This is a genomic window from Pseudomonas sp. SIMBA_068, from assembly GCF_046534705.1.
Taxonomy (GTDB): domain Bacteria; phylum Pseudomonadota; class Gammaproteobacteria; order Pseudomonadales; family Pseudomonadaceae; genus Aquipseudomonas; species Aquipseudomonas putida.
On record NZ_JAWRYI010000012.1, the window covers coordinates 104,165 to 119,467 of the forward strand.

Annotated in this window: 18 protein-coding genes; 11 read left to right on the forward strand and 7 right to left on the reverse strand. The window is 56.7% G+C overall.

Annotated elements, in window-relative coordinates; genetic code table 11:
* Positions 1-561: 561 nt before the first annotated feature.
* Entirely contained in the window at positions 562-786 is a 225-nt protein-coding gene (locus tag SB756_RS24170; RefSeq protein ID WP_367244237.1) for a hypothetical protein, read from the reverse strand.
* Positions 787-882: 96 nt separating this feature from the next.
* Between SB756_RS24170 and SB756_RS24175 the strand changes: the two genes are divergently transcribed.
* Positions 883-1,530: a LexA family protein gene (locus SB756_RS24175; RefSeq protein WP_410912195.1), complete on the forward strand. Its 648-nt coding sequence runs from the start codon at positions 883-885 to the stop codon at positions 1,528-1,530.
* Between the two features lies 1 nt (position 1,531).
* Here the strand turns inward: SB756_RS24175 and SB756_RS24180 are convergent, their stop codons facing one another.
* Positions 1,532-2,830 carry an SIR2 family protein gene (locus SB756_RS24180; protein WP_410912197.1) on the reverse strand — a complete coding sequence of 433 codons (1,299 nt, stop codon included), beginning with the start codon at positions 2,828-2,830 and terminating at the stop codon, positions 1,532-1,534.
* A gap of 329 nt (positions 2,831-3,159) precedes the next feature.
* Here SB756_RS24180 and SB756_RS24185 point away from each other — a divergent pair, with 329 nt between their 5' ends.
* From SB756_RS24185 to SB756_RS24215, 7 genes are all read left to right on the forward strand, one after another.
* Positions 3,160-3,471 carry a hypothetical protein gene (locus tag SB756_RS24185; RefSeq protein WP_410912199.1) on the forward strand — a complete coding sequence of 104 codons (312 nt, stop codon included), beginning with the start codon at positions 3,160-3,162 and terminating at the stop codon, positions 3,469-3,471.
* 9 nt (positions 3,472-3,480) lie between these two features.
* Positions 3,481-3,765, forward strand: coding sequence for a phage antirepressor KilAC domain-containing protein (locus SB756_RS24190; RefSeq protein WP_410912201.1), 285 nt, complete (start codon positions 3,481-3,483; stop codon positions 3,763-3,765).
* Between the two features lie 158 nt (positions 3,766-3,923).
* On the forward strand, positions 3,924-4,241 hold the full coding sequence (locus SB756_RS24195) for a pyocin activator PrtN family protein (RefSeq protein ID WP_410912263.1): 318 nt from the start codon (positions 3,924-3,926) through the stop codon (positions 4,239-4,241).
* Positions 4,242-4,293: 52 nt separating this feature from the next.
* Positions 4,294-5,223: a hypothetical protein gene (locus tag SB756_RS24200; RefSeq protein WP_410912203.1), complete on the forward strand. Its 930-nt coding sequence runs from the start codon at positions 4,294-4,296 to the stop codon at positions 5,221-5,223.
* Positions 5,220-5,369 (forward strand): hypothetical protein, encoded by a 150-nt coding sequence (locus SB756_RS24205; protein ID WP_410912205.1) that lies wholly within the window; start codon positions 5,220-5,222, stop codon positions 5,367-5,369. The genes SB756_RS24200 and SB756_RS24205 overlap by 4 nt, the downstream gene beginning before the upstream one ends.
* Positions 5,366-5,626 (forward strand): hypothetical protein, encoded by a 261-nt coding sequence (locus tag SB756_RS24210; RefSeq protein WP_410912207.1) that lies wholly within the window; start codon positions 5,366-5,368, stop codon positions 5,624-5,626. Before SB756_RS24205 ends, SB756_RS24210 begins: the two co-directional genes overlap by 4 nt.
* Positions 5,627-5,878: 252 nt before the next feature.
* Positions 5,879-6,154 carry a pyocin activator PrtN family protein gene (locus SB756_RS24215; protein ID WP_410912209.1) on the forward strand — a complete coding sequence of 92 codons (276 nt, stop codon included), beginning with the start codon at positions 5,879-5,881 and terminating at the stop codon, positions 6,152-6,154.
* Positions 6,155-6,377: 223 nt separating this feature from the next.
* Here SB756_RS24215 and SB756_RS24220 read toward each other — a convergent pair whose 3' ends face one another.
* The 3 genes from SB756_RS24220 to SB756_RS24230 all read right to left on the reverse strand — a co-directional run bounded on the left by SB756_RS24220 (position 6,378) and on the right by SB756_RS24230 (position 9,140).
* Entirely contained in the window at positions 6,378-7,094 is a 717-nt protein-coding gene (locus tag SB756_RS24220) for a hypothetical protein (protein WP_410912211.1), read from the reverse strand.
* Positions 7,095-7,185: 91 nt separating this feature from the next.
* The gene (locus SB756_RS24225; protein ID WP_410912213.1) at positions 7,186-7,881 is read right to left on the reverse strand and encodes a hypothetical protein; all 696 of its coding nucleotides are present in this window, start codon (positions 7,879-7,881) and stop codon (positions 7,186-7,188) included.
* 113 nt (positions 7,882-7,994) lie between these two features.
* Positions 7,995-9,140 carry a tyrosine-type recombinase/integrase gene (locus SB756_RS24230; RefSeq protein ID WP_410912215.1) on the reverse strand — a complete coding sequence of 382 codons (1,146 nt, stop codon included), beginning with the start codon at positions 9,138-9,140 and terminating at the stop codon, positions 7,995-7,997.
* 101 nt (positions 9,141-9,241) lie between these two features.
* Here SB756_RS24230 and dusA point away from each other — a divergent pair, with 101 nt between their 5' ends.
* From dusA to SB756_RS24245, 3 genes are all read left to right on the forward strand, one after another.
* Positions 9,242-10,252, forward strand: a complete 1,011-nt coding sequence (dusA, locus tag SB756_RS24235) for a tRNA dihydrouridine(20/20a) synthase DusA (RefSeq protein ID WP_410912217.1) — start codon at positions 9,242-9,244, stop codon at positions 10,250-10,252.
* A 203-nt stretch (positions 10,253-10,455) separates the two neighbouring features.
* Positions 10,456-11,382, forward strand: coding sequence for a transaldolase (gene tal, locus SB756_RS24240; RefSeq protein WP_410912219.1), 927 nt, complete (start codon positions 10,456-10,458; stop codon positions 11,380-11,382).
* A 219-nt stretch (positions 11,383-11,601) separates the two neighbouring features.
* Entirely contained in the window at positions 11,602-13,440 is a 1,839-nt protein-coding gene (locus SB756_RS24245; protein ID WP_410912221.1) for an alkaline phosphatase D family protein, read from the forward strand.
* A 130-nt stretch (positions 13,441-13,570) separates the two neighbouring features.
* Here SB756_RS24245 and rssC read toward each other — a convergent pair whose 3' ends face one another.
* Together rssC and rssB are read right to left on the reverse strand one after the other, a co-directional pair.
* Positions 13,571-14,053 carry an anti-sigma factor antagonist RssC gene (gene rssC / locus SB756_RS24250; protein ID WP_016500715.1) on the reverse strand — a complete coding sequence of 161 codons (483 nt, stop codon included), beginning with the start codon at positions 14,051-14,053 and terminating at the stop codon, positions 13,571-13,573.
* Positions 14,050-15,231, reverse strand: a complete 1,182-nt coding sequence (rssB, locus tag SB756_RS24255; RefSeq protein WP_016500716.1) for a two-component system response regulator RssB — start codon at positions 15,229-15,231, stop codon at positions 14,050-14,052. The genes rssC and rssB overlap by 4 nt, the downstream gene beginning before the upstream one ends.
* Positions 15,232-15,303 lie beyond the last annotated feature (72 nt).

Sequence of the window (15,303 nt, forward strand, 5' to 3'; positions counted from 1 at the left end):
CTGCGGCATACAGTGGTGGTGCATGCGCCGCATAGCGGTTGAGAGAGTAAATAGCGGGTCGCAGAGGCTGTTACAGCCTCAGGCCGGGGCGTCTATCCATCGACTGCCCCAAGCGAAACAGCCACCTCCCGTGGTGAAGGAGGTGACACCCAGGCTCCCTGCCTGGGCGGTGCGATCAAGGAGGCCGGTTGCGTGTGGTGTGTCGGCTACCTATCACGCTATCCGGCAGCACCGTGGTGCTACTGCCGGACGCCAGAGACGATCACTCGCCTCCTGTTCTGGTTCATGGCATTACGCCATAAAGGCTGCCAGTGCCGGCGACGAGCGGTGGTGTTACACTCGCCGCGTGGCTTGAGAGAGTCACTGCCGGAACAGTCCGATGGACCGACCGGCCCCGCTGCCCTATCTGTGGTGGAGAAGGCGGCGCCCAGGCAAATGTGCCTGACCCCGTGCTCAAGATAAGCGGATACGTGGTGTGCCCGCTCAACTTGTGCGCGGCCTGGTAGCACTGTGGTGGTACTACCGGGGGAAACTAGGCGGCCTTTGGGTCGCCTTTTTTCTTTAGGCCGCTTCAGGGTGGGGTACCAAACCGAAATGCACCAACACATCTTCTAGACGGACATTCCCGTCGCTTTCGCGAGCGAGAGCTCGCATGAGTCCAACACTCGGGTCTTTACTGGCATATTTCACATGAAGACGAAGGTAGTTGATGGATATCTTGCAACGAGCGGCGAATGCGGCGGCCGCATCCTTGTCTAGCGAGCTAATGTATTCACGTAGGGTCATAGGTCACCTCCGGCACGAAAGTTAACCTCACAGGTAAACATTGTCAACACCTCAAAGGACATTCACCTCAAGGGTTAACCTCGTCACAATCACAGAATGAAAATCACCGACACTCGACTGCAGAATTTCCGGAAGGTGCTAGCCGACAGGGGACTGCGTCTCACAGACGTATCAGATCTCCTTGGTAAATCGCCGGCACAAGTCAGCGCCTTCGGCGGGCGTAACCCCACGAAAGGTATCGGAGACCGGATTGCCCGGGAAATCGAACAAGCGCTTGAGCTTCAGGAAGGCTTCTTAGACATAACCCATGCACCTGCCCATACTAATGACTCACCACAAATCACTCATTTGGGGAGAAAACTGCCCGTTATCGGCTCGATAGCCGCTGGTGCTTGGTGCAACGCTGACAGCTGCTTTGATCCAAGTGAGGCGGAGGAATGGATTGAAGCGCCGGGCCCGGTGGGCCCCCGTGCATTCATTCTTCGAGTAGAGGGGATTAGCATGGAACCCAAGTTTATAGAAGGGGATAAAATAGTTATCGACCCCTCCCTAGAAGCTCTCCCAGGGCACTACGTGGCCGCGAAAAGGTCTAGTGATCATGCCGCCACCCTTAAACAACTGAAACAGGAAGGTGGCGAACAATATCTGTACGCACTGAATCCGGACTGGCCAAATCGCATTATAAAGTTATCCGAAGAGTGGACGATTTGTGGCCGTGCCAGGTGGAAGATATCCGACTTATGAGCTATTGATTCACAACCAAAAGGGGGTCCCCTAAAGGAAAATTCTGCGTGACATACCTCTTAATCATAAGGCGATTAGAATAGGTAATCGTTTTCCAATTATCACGCCACGCGGCAAACGCATGCCATGAGTAACCATAGACCTGAGCACTTGTCATAGTACTCATTGACCGATGAACCGCCGCCAAGAAAATCTCCTGTATTGCGGTGCCTTCAATCTCTAAAATACTGCCCAAATAAATTAACCAGTTTGCCATTTGTGTATATTGGTCCCACGCTCCATTTTCCAATGTTAGATCATGCTTGGTTTGAATAAGCGAGCCTATAGACCTCACTACAGCTGCATGATTTATGGGGAGTCCCAGCGCGGAAAAAGAACAGATAATCTGATAGAAGGAATTCGAGCTTCTCAAATATGCGGGAGTGTAGACGCCCTGCCGCCCCAGAATAACTTGCAAGTTGGCTAGCGATGTCGAGATAACAGGCGTAACCACGGGCATCATCGAATTAAGGGATCTAAAGAAGCCGTGCACCTCTGTGTTATCGAGAACCCGAACCCCATAGCAATGGAAATAGTAGTCTTTCACGTGCTGGCTTACTGCCGATCGTGAAACCAAAAACAGGTTCGAAGCAATAGCATGAGAGCGGGCGAAACCACGATACTCATTGAGAATAGATTTTAAATTTGTATCGCCAAGGGAGTACCCTAGAATGACAACGGTATTCTCATGCAAGACCGTGCTTAATTTTCTTGAAAAATATGATTCAGCATGAAGAAACTTAAAATAATCTTCCGACGTTACGACCATATGAAGTGGCGAGTCAACTGAGCCGTGGACATGATGAACCTTTACTTGCGAGTCCGAGCGAGGCACAGGCACACCCGGCGCTAAAGAATGACATTGCTCACCAACAAGCCGCTCCAGTAGTTTATCGTAATTAGTTGTAACCACCTCTAGGTGATTATTCTGCAAGAATTGAGATACAACCTCGTTATCCCCTGACACAGTCAGCCGCGAAATAATTGTTGCTATCTCATTATGAATCATCTTGTCGACTTTACGTAACTCTAAGTCGATCACCTGAGCGGCCTCCTCCAACCCAAGCACTCTAGGTAAGCCTGGAGGAAACAATGCATCTTTTAAAGAAGCTGGGTCAGAGGTCAGATCACATAATTTCTCTAAAAGCTCTTGCCAGCTTGGTGCGGCATTATTGGTGATGGCTTTAGAGAAGCCTGTTCCAGTGAATAGGCAAAGCCGTTTAGAGGCGGCCGCGTAAGCGATCTCATAGTATGCACTCAACGATTTCATTCCCTAGCAGTGGAGGTTCTCCTCGTTGGAGATGGATGACAGCATCAAAGCGCCACCATTGCAAAAACCTCAAAGGTAAAATCATGTTGACTTTAGTTAACCTTGGAGGTTAACTCTCCTCACTCTTCCACCACAGAGCGAGGCAACACCATGCACACCACTGCTTCATTACACGTCCATCCAGCAGCCGCAACCATCGACCTGACCTTCAAAGTCCGGCGATTGGCCAAGCAGCACGGCTGCGCATTCGTCACTACCAAACGCCCTACGTCATCCCCCGCTTCAAACTGCACGCCTCCACACGATGGAGGGCACGCGGCATGAGCTACGCACTGAGCCACAACGCCTTTGCCTGCCTTAAGGCGCAGACCAACCTGACAGGGCAATTCACCCACATCCTTCGCGACGAATTGAACGGAGCGCGCGCCAAGGCAACGCTGCAGACTGAGGTTTATCTCAACCAGGTCAACGTCGTAATCCGCATGGGCTCGACAGTGAACAGCCTGACGCTGCCAGCGAACAACCTCGCCAGTGCGCGAAAGGTTGCGGCGCATCTCGAAGCTATTGCCAACGGCAAGCTGGACACAGCCGACATGCCACATGTCGAGCCTGTACTCGCCGACGTGGCTTAGGAGGTGGACTTGGAACGCACACTTGCACAGACCGCCAAGCACTTCGGTATCAGCCGTAACGAGCTGATCCGCCTCATGCGTGAGAACGAACTGCTGACCGAGCGCAATCTGCCCCGCTACCCCACCCGCGACCGCGAATACCTGCGGATCAAAGAGGGCAGCTGGTTTCACCCCGAAGCCGGGATGCAGTACAGCGAATCGACCCGCGTGAAGCAGGCCGGAATCCCCTGGCTTGCAGAACGTCTCGACCTGCAACTTCCGACACCACCGGAAGACAAGCGCTATGCGGCCTAGGCAGTACGCGGCCCAGATCCTCCAGCTCAAGACCCGCGAGGAGCGCAACGCTGCGCTCCAGGAGGTTCCTGAAGAATGGCGTGACCTGGTACGCAAGCACTGCGAGATCACTTGGCACCATCCGTCACGCCACAAGCTCAGGGAGAGCCCGAAGCCTGATGAGCAATACCAACCAAATCGCGCTGCGCCTGCCGCACGCACCTGATGCAACCACCGTTGAACTGCTGTACCGAACCTTTGGCGATGTGCTCATCCCACTCGACAAGGTGCGCGTGCAGTACTTCCGCAATCTCAACGAAGACACCTTTGCCGAACAACTGAAGGTCGGCCGGATCTGCTTGCCCATCACGACACTGGACAACAGCCAGAAAGCCCTGAAGTTCGCCCACATCCGTCATGTGGCCGCCCTGATAGATAGCAGGGCTTACCTGGCGGATGAAAAGCAGTCTCGGCAGCCAGCTCAAGAAAAGCAGTAACACCCAGAAAGGGCCTCCACCACCGGCCCGCACACCACAAGGAGTAAGACCCATGACCACCCAACAGGTCATCGCCCTCATCGTCTTCAGCGCGCTCATAGTCGGGCTGTATGCCTACGCCTATTTCCTTGGCCGAAAAGCAGGTCGCGCCCACCAACAACGCGGCTTGCTTTTTGATCTCCCGCCGAGCGATGCCAGTCGCACCACCATCATGGGGAGACCACCACAGGGTTCGACCCCGGAGGGAAGCGGGCACGCGAGTGCACAGGAATCAATTGAAGCCACTCCCGCTTCGCTCCGCGAAGTCCGTGTTGTCGACGCGCAAAAAACAGAAAGTCTCTGCTGCGAAGCAGCAGGCATTATTCCCCCTTCCAGCAGCTCCACTGAGGGACTGATACCGCACGACAAGCTGCGCGAGGCAGCGCCCGCTGATGCAACGCTTATCGCTAAAAACCGCCCGCACGCGCAGCCTGCCATGGGGTATACGCAAACATCTGCCGCCAGCTGTATTGAGGCCGCGATGGCCGTAACACTGGCCGAGCAGAGCGGTGCGTACGCCACCTCTGAGCAGATGGCGAAGGCCATTGAGGCCGCCCTGCAACATGCCGGGCTCCTGAGCCCAACCGACGAGTCCCGGGAGGTCATGCGTGCCCAGCTGGACGACTCGCTGATCGAGCGCGAGGCGGAGCAGCGCAAATGCCACCACACCCTAGCCAACCTCAAACGCACCATCACCGAGCTCGAGGAGCGGATCATGACCCACACCGGCATGCCGGTGACTAGGACTGACTATGACCTGATAATCAATGCCGCCGAGACGTTGGGACTGGCTGAGAAAACGTGGAAGGTTGCCCCTGGCACTGAGCCATGGCGCCACCGGGCTGCCCTACAACGGCAGGACATGCAAGCGCTTGCCATGCGCGTGCATGCCCAGCTGCGCACTACCCCGTCCAGCACCGCTGTCACGGAGGCCGCAGCATGAAGATCCTCTGCATCTATCACGGTAACTGCGCCGACGAGTTCGGTGTCATCTGGGTTGCTCATCGCAGCCTGAGTGCGGAAAACACCGGGTTCCTTGCTGGTCGCTACGGTATGCCCGCCCCGAACGTTAAAGGCAATGCGCCATGACCCGCCTTGCCTTCTGCCTCCTGCTGCTAGCCACTGGTGCTAGCGCCAGAGAGACCATCGACAAGCAGGTCAGAGTCGTGCACGACGATTCCCGTGCCGTCACCTGCTACCTGTACTCGGCTTATCAAGGGGTGGCGATCAGTTGTATCCCCGACAGCCAGCTTGCTGGTGCACAACGCACTCAGGACCTGGCCGGCAGCCAATCCAACAACACGTCTACCCCAGCACGCTGGAATGTAGAGAGGTATTCGCTGTGACTTTAAACCAACAAAAAACGATGGGCATCCACCACAGCAACCTTGAAAACGGAGGGCGACCATGACCGAGCGCATACGCCCACCCATGGCCTCTCACAGCCTCGACCTGCCAGCCATCTGCGATATCTGCGGCAAAGGCAGATCGACCCGACGACACGTGAAATGCAGCCAGATTCGGAAGCAGCGCGAGAATGGAAAATGGGCAGCGTACATGGCCAATGTGACCGCGAAACGAGCAATGGGGAAGCGCGCATGAATACAGCTTTCATGCTAATGGCACAGTACAACGCGAGAGCAATCATCCCGCTGGAGGAGGTATGTAATGACTATTTCACCCACCTTACCCCTGACATGTTTCAACGCAAAGTGCTCGCCGGCCAGATCAAGCTACCTATCACCCGACTTGAGCCAAGCCAGAAGAGCGCCCGAGGCATTCATATTACTGACCTGGCTCTCTATTTGGATCAGCAGCGGGATGCTGCGCGAAAAGAGTGTGCGCAGTTGAACAAGTCGCTTCGGGGCGCCTAACCGCAACAACACACTTATCCAGGTCAGTTTCTCTCGCACGCACTGACCGTCGGTATACATTCGACACAGCCAGCTACAATGGTAACGATGGCCGTCGACAAACGGCGGCTATCTCCACATAGCAGCGGTTCAGGGAGAGCGACTTACAACAAGTCGACAAATCCAGCCCGGTGTTCTAGTTGGGAATAACCACTTTTATGCTGAAATCCAACTCCAGCTCAAGCTAAGGCAACTCATCTAGCACAAGCGCGCCGGGAGCTGCTGCAGCATCCTTCAAATCTTTGAGTCGCACATTGTCAATATCTTGCATCAGCCCGGAAATGTTGAAATTCCAAATAGTTCGGGCAGATTCTTCTGAGATTTTTTTGTTATCCCGAAAGTAGACAACGTCACGACGCCCAAGCCGATCTTCATACTCCACCCTGCTCACAGTGATAATTTTAACAAAGTAATAATCCAGAGTATTTGACTGCGAATTATTATAATCAAGAACCTCTTGGTACAAACTGGAGAATTTTTGCAAGTTCTGACGCCCAACCTTAGAGGAAAGCTCCCCAACAACATTATTTGTAGTGAATTGAGCAAAATAGTACCCATTGACCGGCAATAAAACTAACTGACGTTGCAGGTTAGAGCTTTCGATCACAACGAAGGTCTTGGTCTGCCAGTCAAGATTGGTAAGTGGCGCGCCATTGTTTGATAAGAACAGTTCCTCTTCAGAATATTTATGTGTTTCGTTATCTTTCTGAGCACGCGAGCCTATTGAAAGGTGCGGGAGCGCTGAAACCTCGGTAGCCAATAGCATTTTGTCATTAATACTTAAAGCCGAGTACGACAATAAAACCGAAGCACCCCCGATAAACAAGGATGCAGTTATTTCAAAGAATATCTTATTCTTTTCCAAGAAACTACGAAATCGTGCAATTTTATTTTCAGACATTGTTATTTCCAGTGACGAGCTGAAAACTTCAGCTTCCATAATTAATCAGGCAGCGCAGAGAAATGTAACCACCAAGGACACTTTCAAAGAGTTATGAGATCAAAACAGCAAACCAGCGACGCAAGCAGACCACCGCCGCAATTCCACTCCAAACGTATGGTAACAGGTGCTCCGTAGCATACGAAGTTTTGACCCAGAGTTTAACAATAGAGAGCCATACACACAGGCAAATCAGCCAATACGGACAGTCGCGATCCACCTGGTAAGTTGCAGTCGTTGAGACTCCATCGTCCGTTTCATGTGTGACCACACAATAAGCATGGGTCACCAAGACATCTTTCATGCCCCTGATGTACCAGCGCTTCTCGGATGGATCTGTGAAGCGTTTGTACTCTGAGGTTTCAATTACGCACTTGCTCACTCCATACTTTAAAGCAGAAAGGATAGCTCCCTTGCTACGCTCAAGCACCTCTTTCTCAATTGACCGCCTATTAAGCCACAGCATAATACTGCGCATATAACCGGCATAATAGCTCTTGTATTCTTTCAATCCGGAATATGATACGTCCGGCTGTTGCTGATAAAACCTAAGCAATAGATAGGCATTAATTGCAAAGGCGACAAACCAAATGTGCTCAGTATTCCTTCTGAACTCAATTTGGGTGCCTAACACTGACAAGGCTTTCAGCTCCGCTCCAAAAAACCATAGAGCAATGAGCAGGGACGAGAATGCAAGCAGCCACCCGCGTGCTTTTGGGAAAGAGCCTTCATCGAAATCAGAACTCACAGCAAAACTCCAAACATGTGCATGATTATCACTGTTAGCTTTACGTCTGCTAGGGGCAATCTAGCCGAATTATGGAGAGCGTACGACTGGTCAAGGCGAATACAAAGCTGCAATCAATTTTGTGCATTACCAGCCGACCACTCAGCCCGGGCGCCGAGCTTCACCGGCGCTTGAATAATTTGATCCAACCACTTCCAGCTCTTGTACCCGTCTCCTCTACCACGCAAATGCGTATAACGCCGCATCGAGTTCCAATCGCGATGACCGGAAACGCTAGCTACCCTTGGTATATCCCAATCCATCTCAAACAATCGGCTCACACCCTCATGCCGCAGGTCGTGAAAGTGGAGATCCTTGATACCTTTCATCTTGCACGCTTTAGCCCAAGCAGTGCCGACCGAGTCAGTGTTGTACGGGAATATCTCAGGGCACTCACGCGGCATGCTCAGCACAATCTGCCACGCCTCATCTGGTAAATGACACCAAACATCATTACCCAACTTCTGCCCGGGGTTTTTCATATCCCGCACTTTCACTGCTTTCCGGTGCTCATCCAGATCTTCCCAGAGAATGCGCGTGATTTCGTCCATTCTTCTTGTCGAAAAGATCGCGAACGCCACCACCTTGGGCATGTGAATGACAGACGGCCTGCGCTGCAGCATCTCGAAGAAATGCTCCATCACCTTGTCAAGCTCATCCAATGTGGGTCTGCGATCTCGCTCGCGACTCCTCATGTTGTAACCGAACTTCTTCAGGACCAGACGAGCGTCGGGCATTGCCAACGGATTGATCTCGTACCCCCAAGCCGCCCTAGCCAAGGACAGTACCGAACCCAGGTGAGCCAAATCATTGCCTGCAGTCTGAGGCTTTACTGAGCCGCCCTCTGACCCCATGCGCCAAAGCGCATAATCCACCAGTACCTGCTGGCTGATGTCCGAATCGATCTTCTCCCCCAAATAGCTCTTCTTGATGGCATTGAGGGTTAGGCGCTTGGTCTCACCGAGAGGCCGGGCTTTCTCTGCCTCAACCAGATAGCGCTCGATCATCTCCTTGACCGTGTGCCCCTGGCGATTGGCGCGCTCGATCGCACCAGGCTCAGACAGCTCGGTTTCCCGTCGCTTCGCCCAGGCCACTGCAGCCTGTTTGCGGGCGAACGTTTGGCTCTCTTGGTAGACTGTCACCTTGTCGCGATTAATGCGGATCTGGACGAGGTAGCTGCTGCTGCCATCGGCCTTTTTACGCGTTCTGATCGTTGCCATCTGAGATTGGTACACGTCGTCTGTCGGTTGGTACATTGTACCAAGCGCTTGGTAAAAACGCCCCAAAACCCCGAAAATTGGTACAAAACACGTTGAACGAAATGACCGCAAAATCAGGCTACAAACCAGCAAACACGCGCCCTGAGCCGTCACGCCGCTTCAGCGTTGCACCCATGATGGACTGGACAGACCGCCACTGCCGCTTCTTCCTGCGCCTCCTCTCCAGGCAAACCTTGCTCTACACCGAAATGGTCACCACCGGTGCCCTGCTGCACAACGACGCCCACCGTTTCCTGCGCCACGATGCCTCCGAGCACCCGCTGGCCCTGCAACTGGGCGGTAGCGTACCCGCCGACCTGGCAGCCTGCGCACGCCTGGCCGAGGACGCGGGCTATGACGAGGTCAACCTCAATGTCGGCTGCCCGAGCGACCGGGTGCAGAACAACATGATCGGCGCTTGCCTGATGGCTCACCCGGCGCTGGTGGCCGATTGCGTGAAGGCCATGCGGGATGCGGTGTCGACACCGGTGACGGTCAAGCACCGTATCGGCATCAATGGCCGCGACAGCTACGCCGAACTGTGCGATTTCGTCGGACAGGTACGTGAGGCTGGGTGCCGGAGTTTTACCGTGCATGCGCGTATCGCGATTCTGGAGGGGCTGTCGCCGAAGGAAAACCGCGAGGTTCCGCCCCTGCGCTATGACGTCGCGGCGCAGCTGAAGGCGGACTTCCCGGACCTGGAGATCGTGCTCAATGGCGGGATCAAGACCCTGGCAGAATGCCAGGCACACCTTGAAACCTTCGATGGTGTGATGCTGGGGCGTGAGGCGTATCACAACCCTTCCCTGCTGGCCGAGGTGGACCAGCAGCTGTTTGGCAGCGATGGGCCGGTGGTCAGCCGTAGCGAGGCGTTGGCGCAGTTGCGGCCATATATCGTGGCGCATATGGAAAGCGGTGGCGCGATGCACCACGTTACCCGGCATATTCTTGGGCTGGCCCAAGGGTTCAAAGGGGCGCGGCGCTTCCGTCAGTTGCTGTCGGCGGACATTCACAAGGCGGCGCAGCCGTTGGCCGTGTTTGACCAGGCGGTCGAGTTGCTGCAAGGCCGGTGATACTACCCGTGCACGCGACCCGGCGGCTCTTGCAGACGATCGTGCGAGCTTGAGAATTGCAGTATGTGGAACCTCAACGCAGCCGGGCACTCGAATCTTCACCTTACGTACGGCCCTTCGTGGGCAAGCCCGCTTCTACAGGCCCTTGAGCGGCTGTCGGGGCTCGGGTAATGTCGAGTAAATGCACAGGACAGAGCACGCCCATGACTTCCAAGCTGGAACAACTGAAGCAGTTCACCACCGTGGTCGCCGACACCGGGGACCTGGACGCCATCACCCGCCTCAAGCCGGTGGATGCCACCACCAACCCGTCCCTGCTGCTTAAGGCCGCCGCCATCCCGGGCTACGCCGACCTGCTCAAGCAGGTGAAGGCCGATGCCAAGGGCGATGTCGACCTGGCCTGCGACAAGTTCGCGGTGGCCGTGGGTTCAGGCATTCTCAAGGTCATTCCGGGGCGTATCTCCACCGAGGTGGATGCTCGCCTGTCGTTCGATGAGCCGGCGCTGCTGAACAAGGCCCGCCAGCTGATCGGGCTGTATGAGGCAGCCGGGGTCTCCAAAGACCGCGTGCTGATCAAGCTGGCCTCCACCTGGGAAGGCATCCGTGCTGCCGAGCAGCTGGAGAAGGAAGGCATCCAGACCAACCTCACCCTGCTGTTCTCCTTCGCCCAGGCCCAGGCCTGTGCCGATGCCGGGGTGTTCCTGATTTCGCCATTTGTGGGCCGTATCTACGACTGGTACAAGAAGAGCACCGGCACGGATTACGTGGGCGCCGACGACCCTGGCGTGCAGTCGGTGACGCGCATCTATGACTACTACAAGGCCAATGGCTACAACACGGTGGTCATGGGCGCCAGCTTCCGCAATATCGGCCAGATCGAACAACTGGCCGGCTGTGACCGCCTGACCATCAGCCCTGAACTGTTGCAGCAGTTAAGCGATGACCAGGGTGAACTGCCGCGCGTGCTCAAGCCGGGCAATGCCGGCGAGCCCAAGCAGCAGCTGAATGAAAGCCAGTTCCGCTGGGCAATGAACGAAGATGCCATGGGCACCGAGAAGCTGGCCGAGGGTATTCGCCAGTTTGCGCGGGACCAGGAGAAACTGGAGAAGTTGATGGCTGAAAAAGCCTGACACATATCGAATTTGCCTGACGGGCGGGAAGTGTTCAGCATTTTCCGCCCGTTTTTGTTTGCTATCGTTTCCGCGCCAGGCTTTAGCATTTTCTTGAATCCAAGGGCCCTTTCGCGGGCAAGCCCGCTCCCACAGGTAAAGTGCAGCCCTTGAGTGCAGTGCCGTACCTGTGGGAGCGGGCTTGCCGGCGAAGGGGTCGACTAGCCTTCAGAGCTGTTGATGACCCCATCCTTGCCCCTTGTACTCACCGGCCCGGTACTGCGCCGCCTGGAACCCCAGCGCCTGGCCATCTGGCTGGTCGCTACCCAACCGCTGCAACCCGAATTCATCTTCCCGGCAAGCGAGGCCAAGGTGGATTGCCAGGTCGTCCCGATCGGCCAGCACGCTTTCATTCACCTGCTGGAAATCCACTTCGCCAACCCCCTGCCCTGCAACCAGCAGCTCGACTACGACCTGCTCATCAACGGCCAGGGCATCGCGGGCTGGGCGCCGCACCTGCTCTACCCCGGCACCCAGCGCCCGAGCCTGGTGCTTCGCGACCGTCTCGACCACTTGCTGCACGGTTCTTGCCGCAAGCCGCACCACCCCGCTGCCGATGGCTTGCTGTGCGCTGACCGCCTGCTGCAGGCCTGCGAGCAGCCTGAAGATCGCCCGGCCGTGCTGCTGATGACCGGCGACCAGGTGTACGCCGACGATGTCGCCGGCCCGATGCTGCGTGCTATCCATAGCCTGATTGAGCGCCTGGGCCTGTTCGACGAGCAGCTGGATGGCGCCGTGGTTGCGGACAGCCAGGCGCTGTACCAGCACCCGGCCAGCTACTACCACCGCGCCGACCTGCTGCCGGCGCAAGAAACCAACGACACCTTGCGCGAGCGGTTTTTTGGCGGCAAGCGCAAGCCGATCTTTTCGTCCAGCAATGCCGACAACCATCTGGTGACCTTCGCCGAGGTCATGGCCATGTACCTGCTGGTGTGGTCACCCGTGCCTTGGCAGCTGGTGGACATGGCGATGCCCAGCGGGCTGACCGACCAGCGCCAGGCCCGTTATCGACAGGAGCTGCCGCTTATCCAGGGGTTTGCCGGGAACCTTGGCCAGGTGGCGCGGGTGATGGCCCACCTGCCCTGCCTGATGATCTTCGACGACCACGACATCACCGACGACTGGAACCTCTCGGCACAGTGGGAAGAAACCGCCTACGGCCACCCCTTCTCGCGGCGGATCATTGGCAACGCCCTGCTTGGCTACCTGCTGTGTCAGGCCTGGGGCAACGATCCGGACAGCTGCAAGCCACTGGTCAGGCAATGCCAGGCCTTGTGCAGCCAGGCCCGCGATGAATTGATCGGCGAACTGCTGCGCTTTCAGGGCTGGCAATTCAGCTTGCCGACAAACCCTCCCTTGCTGGTACTGGACACCCGTACCCGCCGCTGGCGCAGCGAAAGCAACCTGGCCAAGCCTTCCGGCCTGCTCGACTGGGAAGCACTGAGCGAGTTGCAGCAGGCGCTGCTCGACCACCCGTCAGCGGTGATTGTCTCGCCTGCGCCAATTTTTGGCGTGAAGCTGATCGAGACGGTGCAAAAGGTGTTCAGCTGGCTGGGCTACCCGCTTTTGGTGGATGCCGAAAACTGGATGGCCCACCGGGGTGCGGCGCAGGTCATCCTCAACATCTTCCGCCACTCGCGCACGCCGGGGCACTACGTGGTGTTGTCCGGGGATGTGCACTACTCGTTCGTCTATGAAGTGCTGATCCGCCACCGCCAGCGCAGCCCGCATTTGTGGCAGGTGACCAGCAGCGGGATCAAGAACGAGTTCCCCCGGCGCCTGCTGGACGTACTCGACCGGCTCAACCGCTGGCTGTATGCACCGCGCTCCCCGCTGAACTGGTTTACCAAGCGCCGGGAGATGGAAGTGGTGCCGCGTACGCCCAGCCACAGCAAGGCCGGGGAGCGTTTGTGGAACGGTGCGGGGCTGGGGCAGGTGTTCTTTGATGAGCAGGGGCGGCCGATACGGGTGTATCAGCTCGATGCGGGTGGGGGTGAGGCTACCGAGTTTACTGGCTGAGTCTGGTCTTCAGTCTGTGCTGGCCTCTTCGCGGGTAAACCCGCTCCCACAGGACTCGTGGGCCTTTCAGACCTGTGCAGATCCCTGTGGGAGCGGGTTTACCCGCGAAAGGGCCGGCACAGGTTAACGATCAGGTCCGCTCCAGCGCATTGACCAGGTCATGGAAGGCTTCGCGGTTGGAGTCGTTCAGGCCCATGAGGATCTTGTGCGCCTCCAGTACCTTGGAGCGCACCACCTCTTCGTTCTGGTCCTGCGACGGCAGGTCGGTCAGGCACTCGGGGCACGGAATTGGGCGATCGACGATGTTGAACACCTGATCGAAACCCATCGACTGCAACAACCGGGAAATATCCGGGTTGGTGGTGACCACGGTCGGCAACAAGCCTACCTTCTGCCGCGACAGGATCGACAGCTTGGCCAGCAGGCCCAAAGTGGTGCTGTCGATACTCTCGGTTTCGGTCAGGTCGATGACAATCGCCGAGAAGTTCAACGCCGTGAATATCTTCTCGATCGTCGCATCCAGCGCCGAACACAGGGTCAGGCGCACTTCACCGACGAACTTCAATACGAAGGTACCACTCTGCTCGGCGAACTGGATTCTACCGGTACTCATTGAAGGTTCCTGCTCAACACCAATAGGGCGATATCATCCGGCATATCCCCAAGCGTAGCTAATCCGAATCGTTGACGCAGCCCATCCAGGCTGCCACCTGCTGCCTTGACGATCTCCGGCAAGGCAGCCTCTTTATCTTTGAGCGTGTCACCCGGCAAAAGGTCCAGAATGCCATCGGACATCAGGCTGAGGCTGAACTGAGGTGGCAGCTCCACCACCAAGTCCTGGTAGGTAGCCTCGTCGAACAGCCCCACCGGCAGGCCACGGCCTTCCAGGTAGCGGGTATGCCCGGGGGTATGCAGCACGGGCAGCGGCAAGTGGCCACCCACGGCGTAGGTCAACAGACCGGCCTCTTCGTCGATTACCCCGCCGACCATGGTCACGTGCTTGCCCAGCTTGCTATTGATCAGGCCGCGGTTGATGTGGCTGAGCACTTCGGACGGCTTGAACTCGCGCATCCTGCTGCGCTTTAGCTCAAACATGAGCCGCGTGGTCATGAATTTCAACAACACGGTGACAAAGGCCGACGACGCGCCATGCCCGGAGACATCGGCGAGGTAGAAGGCAATGCGCCGCTCGTCGACGCGGAAGTAATCGACAAAATCACCCGACAGGTACAACGACGGGATGATCTGGTGCTCGAAGGCGAACTCGCCAGCTACCCAGGGGCTTTCCGGCAGCATGTTCATCTGCACCTGGCGACCGGCGGTCTGGTCCTCCTGCAGCAGGTGCAGGCTGGCTTCCAGTTCGCGGTTGGCCGTTTCGAGCTTGTCGCGGTAGCGTTGGTTTTCCAGCACCAGGCGCGAGCGGTCGAGGGCGCGGCGCACCGAATGCTCAAGGACGGCCAGATCTTCCAGCGGCTTGATCAGGTAGTCGGCGGCGCCCAGGCGCAAGGCTTCCACCGCATCACTCATGACACCGGCACCAGACACCACGATCACCGGCAACTGCGGCGCACGCTCGCTGACCTGACGGATCAGTTCGAGGCCGCCCATCTGCGGCATGCGCAGATCGCAGATCACGAGGTCGGGCTGGTGTTCTTCGAAGACCTGAAGCCCCTGCTGGCCATTACCGGCCTGGAGGACGCTGAAGCCACTGTCTTCAAGATAGGCGGCGAGGCTCGCACGGACCACGTCGTCGTCATCGATAATCAGCAGCGTTGCACTGGTTTTCTGCATGTGGGCGAACGGCGCCGATTTGGGTGGGTGCAGCGGTGTCGGCAAAGCAGACGGCCAGCTACGGGAATTCTT

Excerpts from the sequence above, each read along its gene's own strand:
- SB756_RS24200 (WP_410912203.1), top strand. The coding sequence starts at position 4,294 with ATGACCACCCAACAGGTCATCGCCCTCATCGTCTTCAGCGCGCTCATA.
- SB756_RS24220 (WP_410912211.1), bottom strand. The coding sequence starts at position 7,094 with ATGTCTGAAAATAAAATTGCACGATTTCGTAGTTTCTTGGAAAAGAAT.
- SB756_RS24215 (WP_410912209.1), top strand. The coding sequence starts at position 5,879 with ATGAATACAGCTTTCATGCTAATGGCACAGTACAACGCGAGAGCAATC.
- dusA (WP_410912217.1), top strand. The coding sequence starts at position 9,242 with ATGACCGCAAAATCAGGCTACAAACCAGCAAACACGCGCCCTGAGCCG.
- SB756_RS24170 (WP_367244237.1), bottom strand. The coding sequence starts at position 786 with ATGACCCTACGTGAATACATTAGCTCGCTAGACAAGGATGCGGCCGCC.
- SB756_RS24185 (WP_410912199.1), top strand. The coding sequence starts at position 3,160 with ATGAGCTACGCACTGAGCCACAACGCCTTTGCCTGCCTTAAGGCGCAG.
- SB756_RS24245 (WP_410912221.1), top strand. The coding sequence starts at position 11,602 with ATGACCCCATCCTTGCCCCTTGTACTCACCGGCCCGGTACTGCGCCGC.
- rssB (WP_016500716.1), bottom strand. The coding sequence starts at position 15,231 with ATGCAGAAAACCAGTGCAACGCTGCTGATTATCGATGACGACGACGTG.
- rssC (WP_016500715.1), bottom strand. The coding sequence starts at position 14,053 with ATGAGTACCGGTAGAATCCAGTTCGCCGAGCAGAGTGGTACCTTCGTA.
- SB756_RS24210 (WP_410912207.1), top strand. The coding sequence starts at position 5,366 with ATGACCCGCCTTGCCTTCTGCCTCCTGCTGCTAGCCACTGGTGCTAGC.
- SB756_RS24175 (WP_410912195.1), top strand. The coding sequence starts at position 883 with ATGAAAATCACCGACACTCGACTGCAGAATTTCCGGAAGGTGCTAGCC.
- tal (WP_410912219.1), top strand. The coding sequence starts at position 10,456 with ATGACTTCCAAGCTGGAACAACTGAAGCAGTTCACCACCGTGGTCGCC.
- SB756_RS24205 (WP_410912205.1), top strand. The coding sequence starts at position 5,220 with ATGAAGATCCTCTGCATCTATCACGGTAACTGCGCCGACGAGTTCGGT.
- SB756_RS24230 (WP_410912215.1), bottom strand. The coding sequence starts at position 9,140 with ATGGCAACGATCAGAACGCGTAAAAAGGCCGATGGCAGCAGCAGCTAC.
- SB756_RS24195 (WP_410912263.1), top strand. The coding sequence starts at position 3,924 with ATGAGCAATACCAACCAAATCGCGCTGCGCCTGCCGCACGCACCTGAT.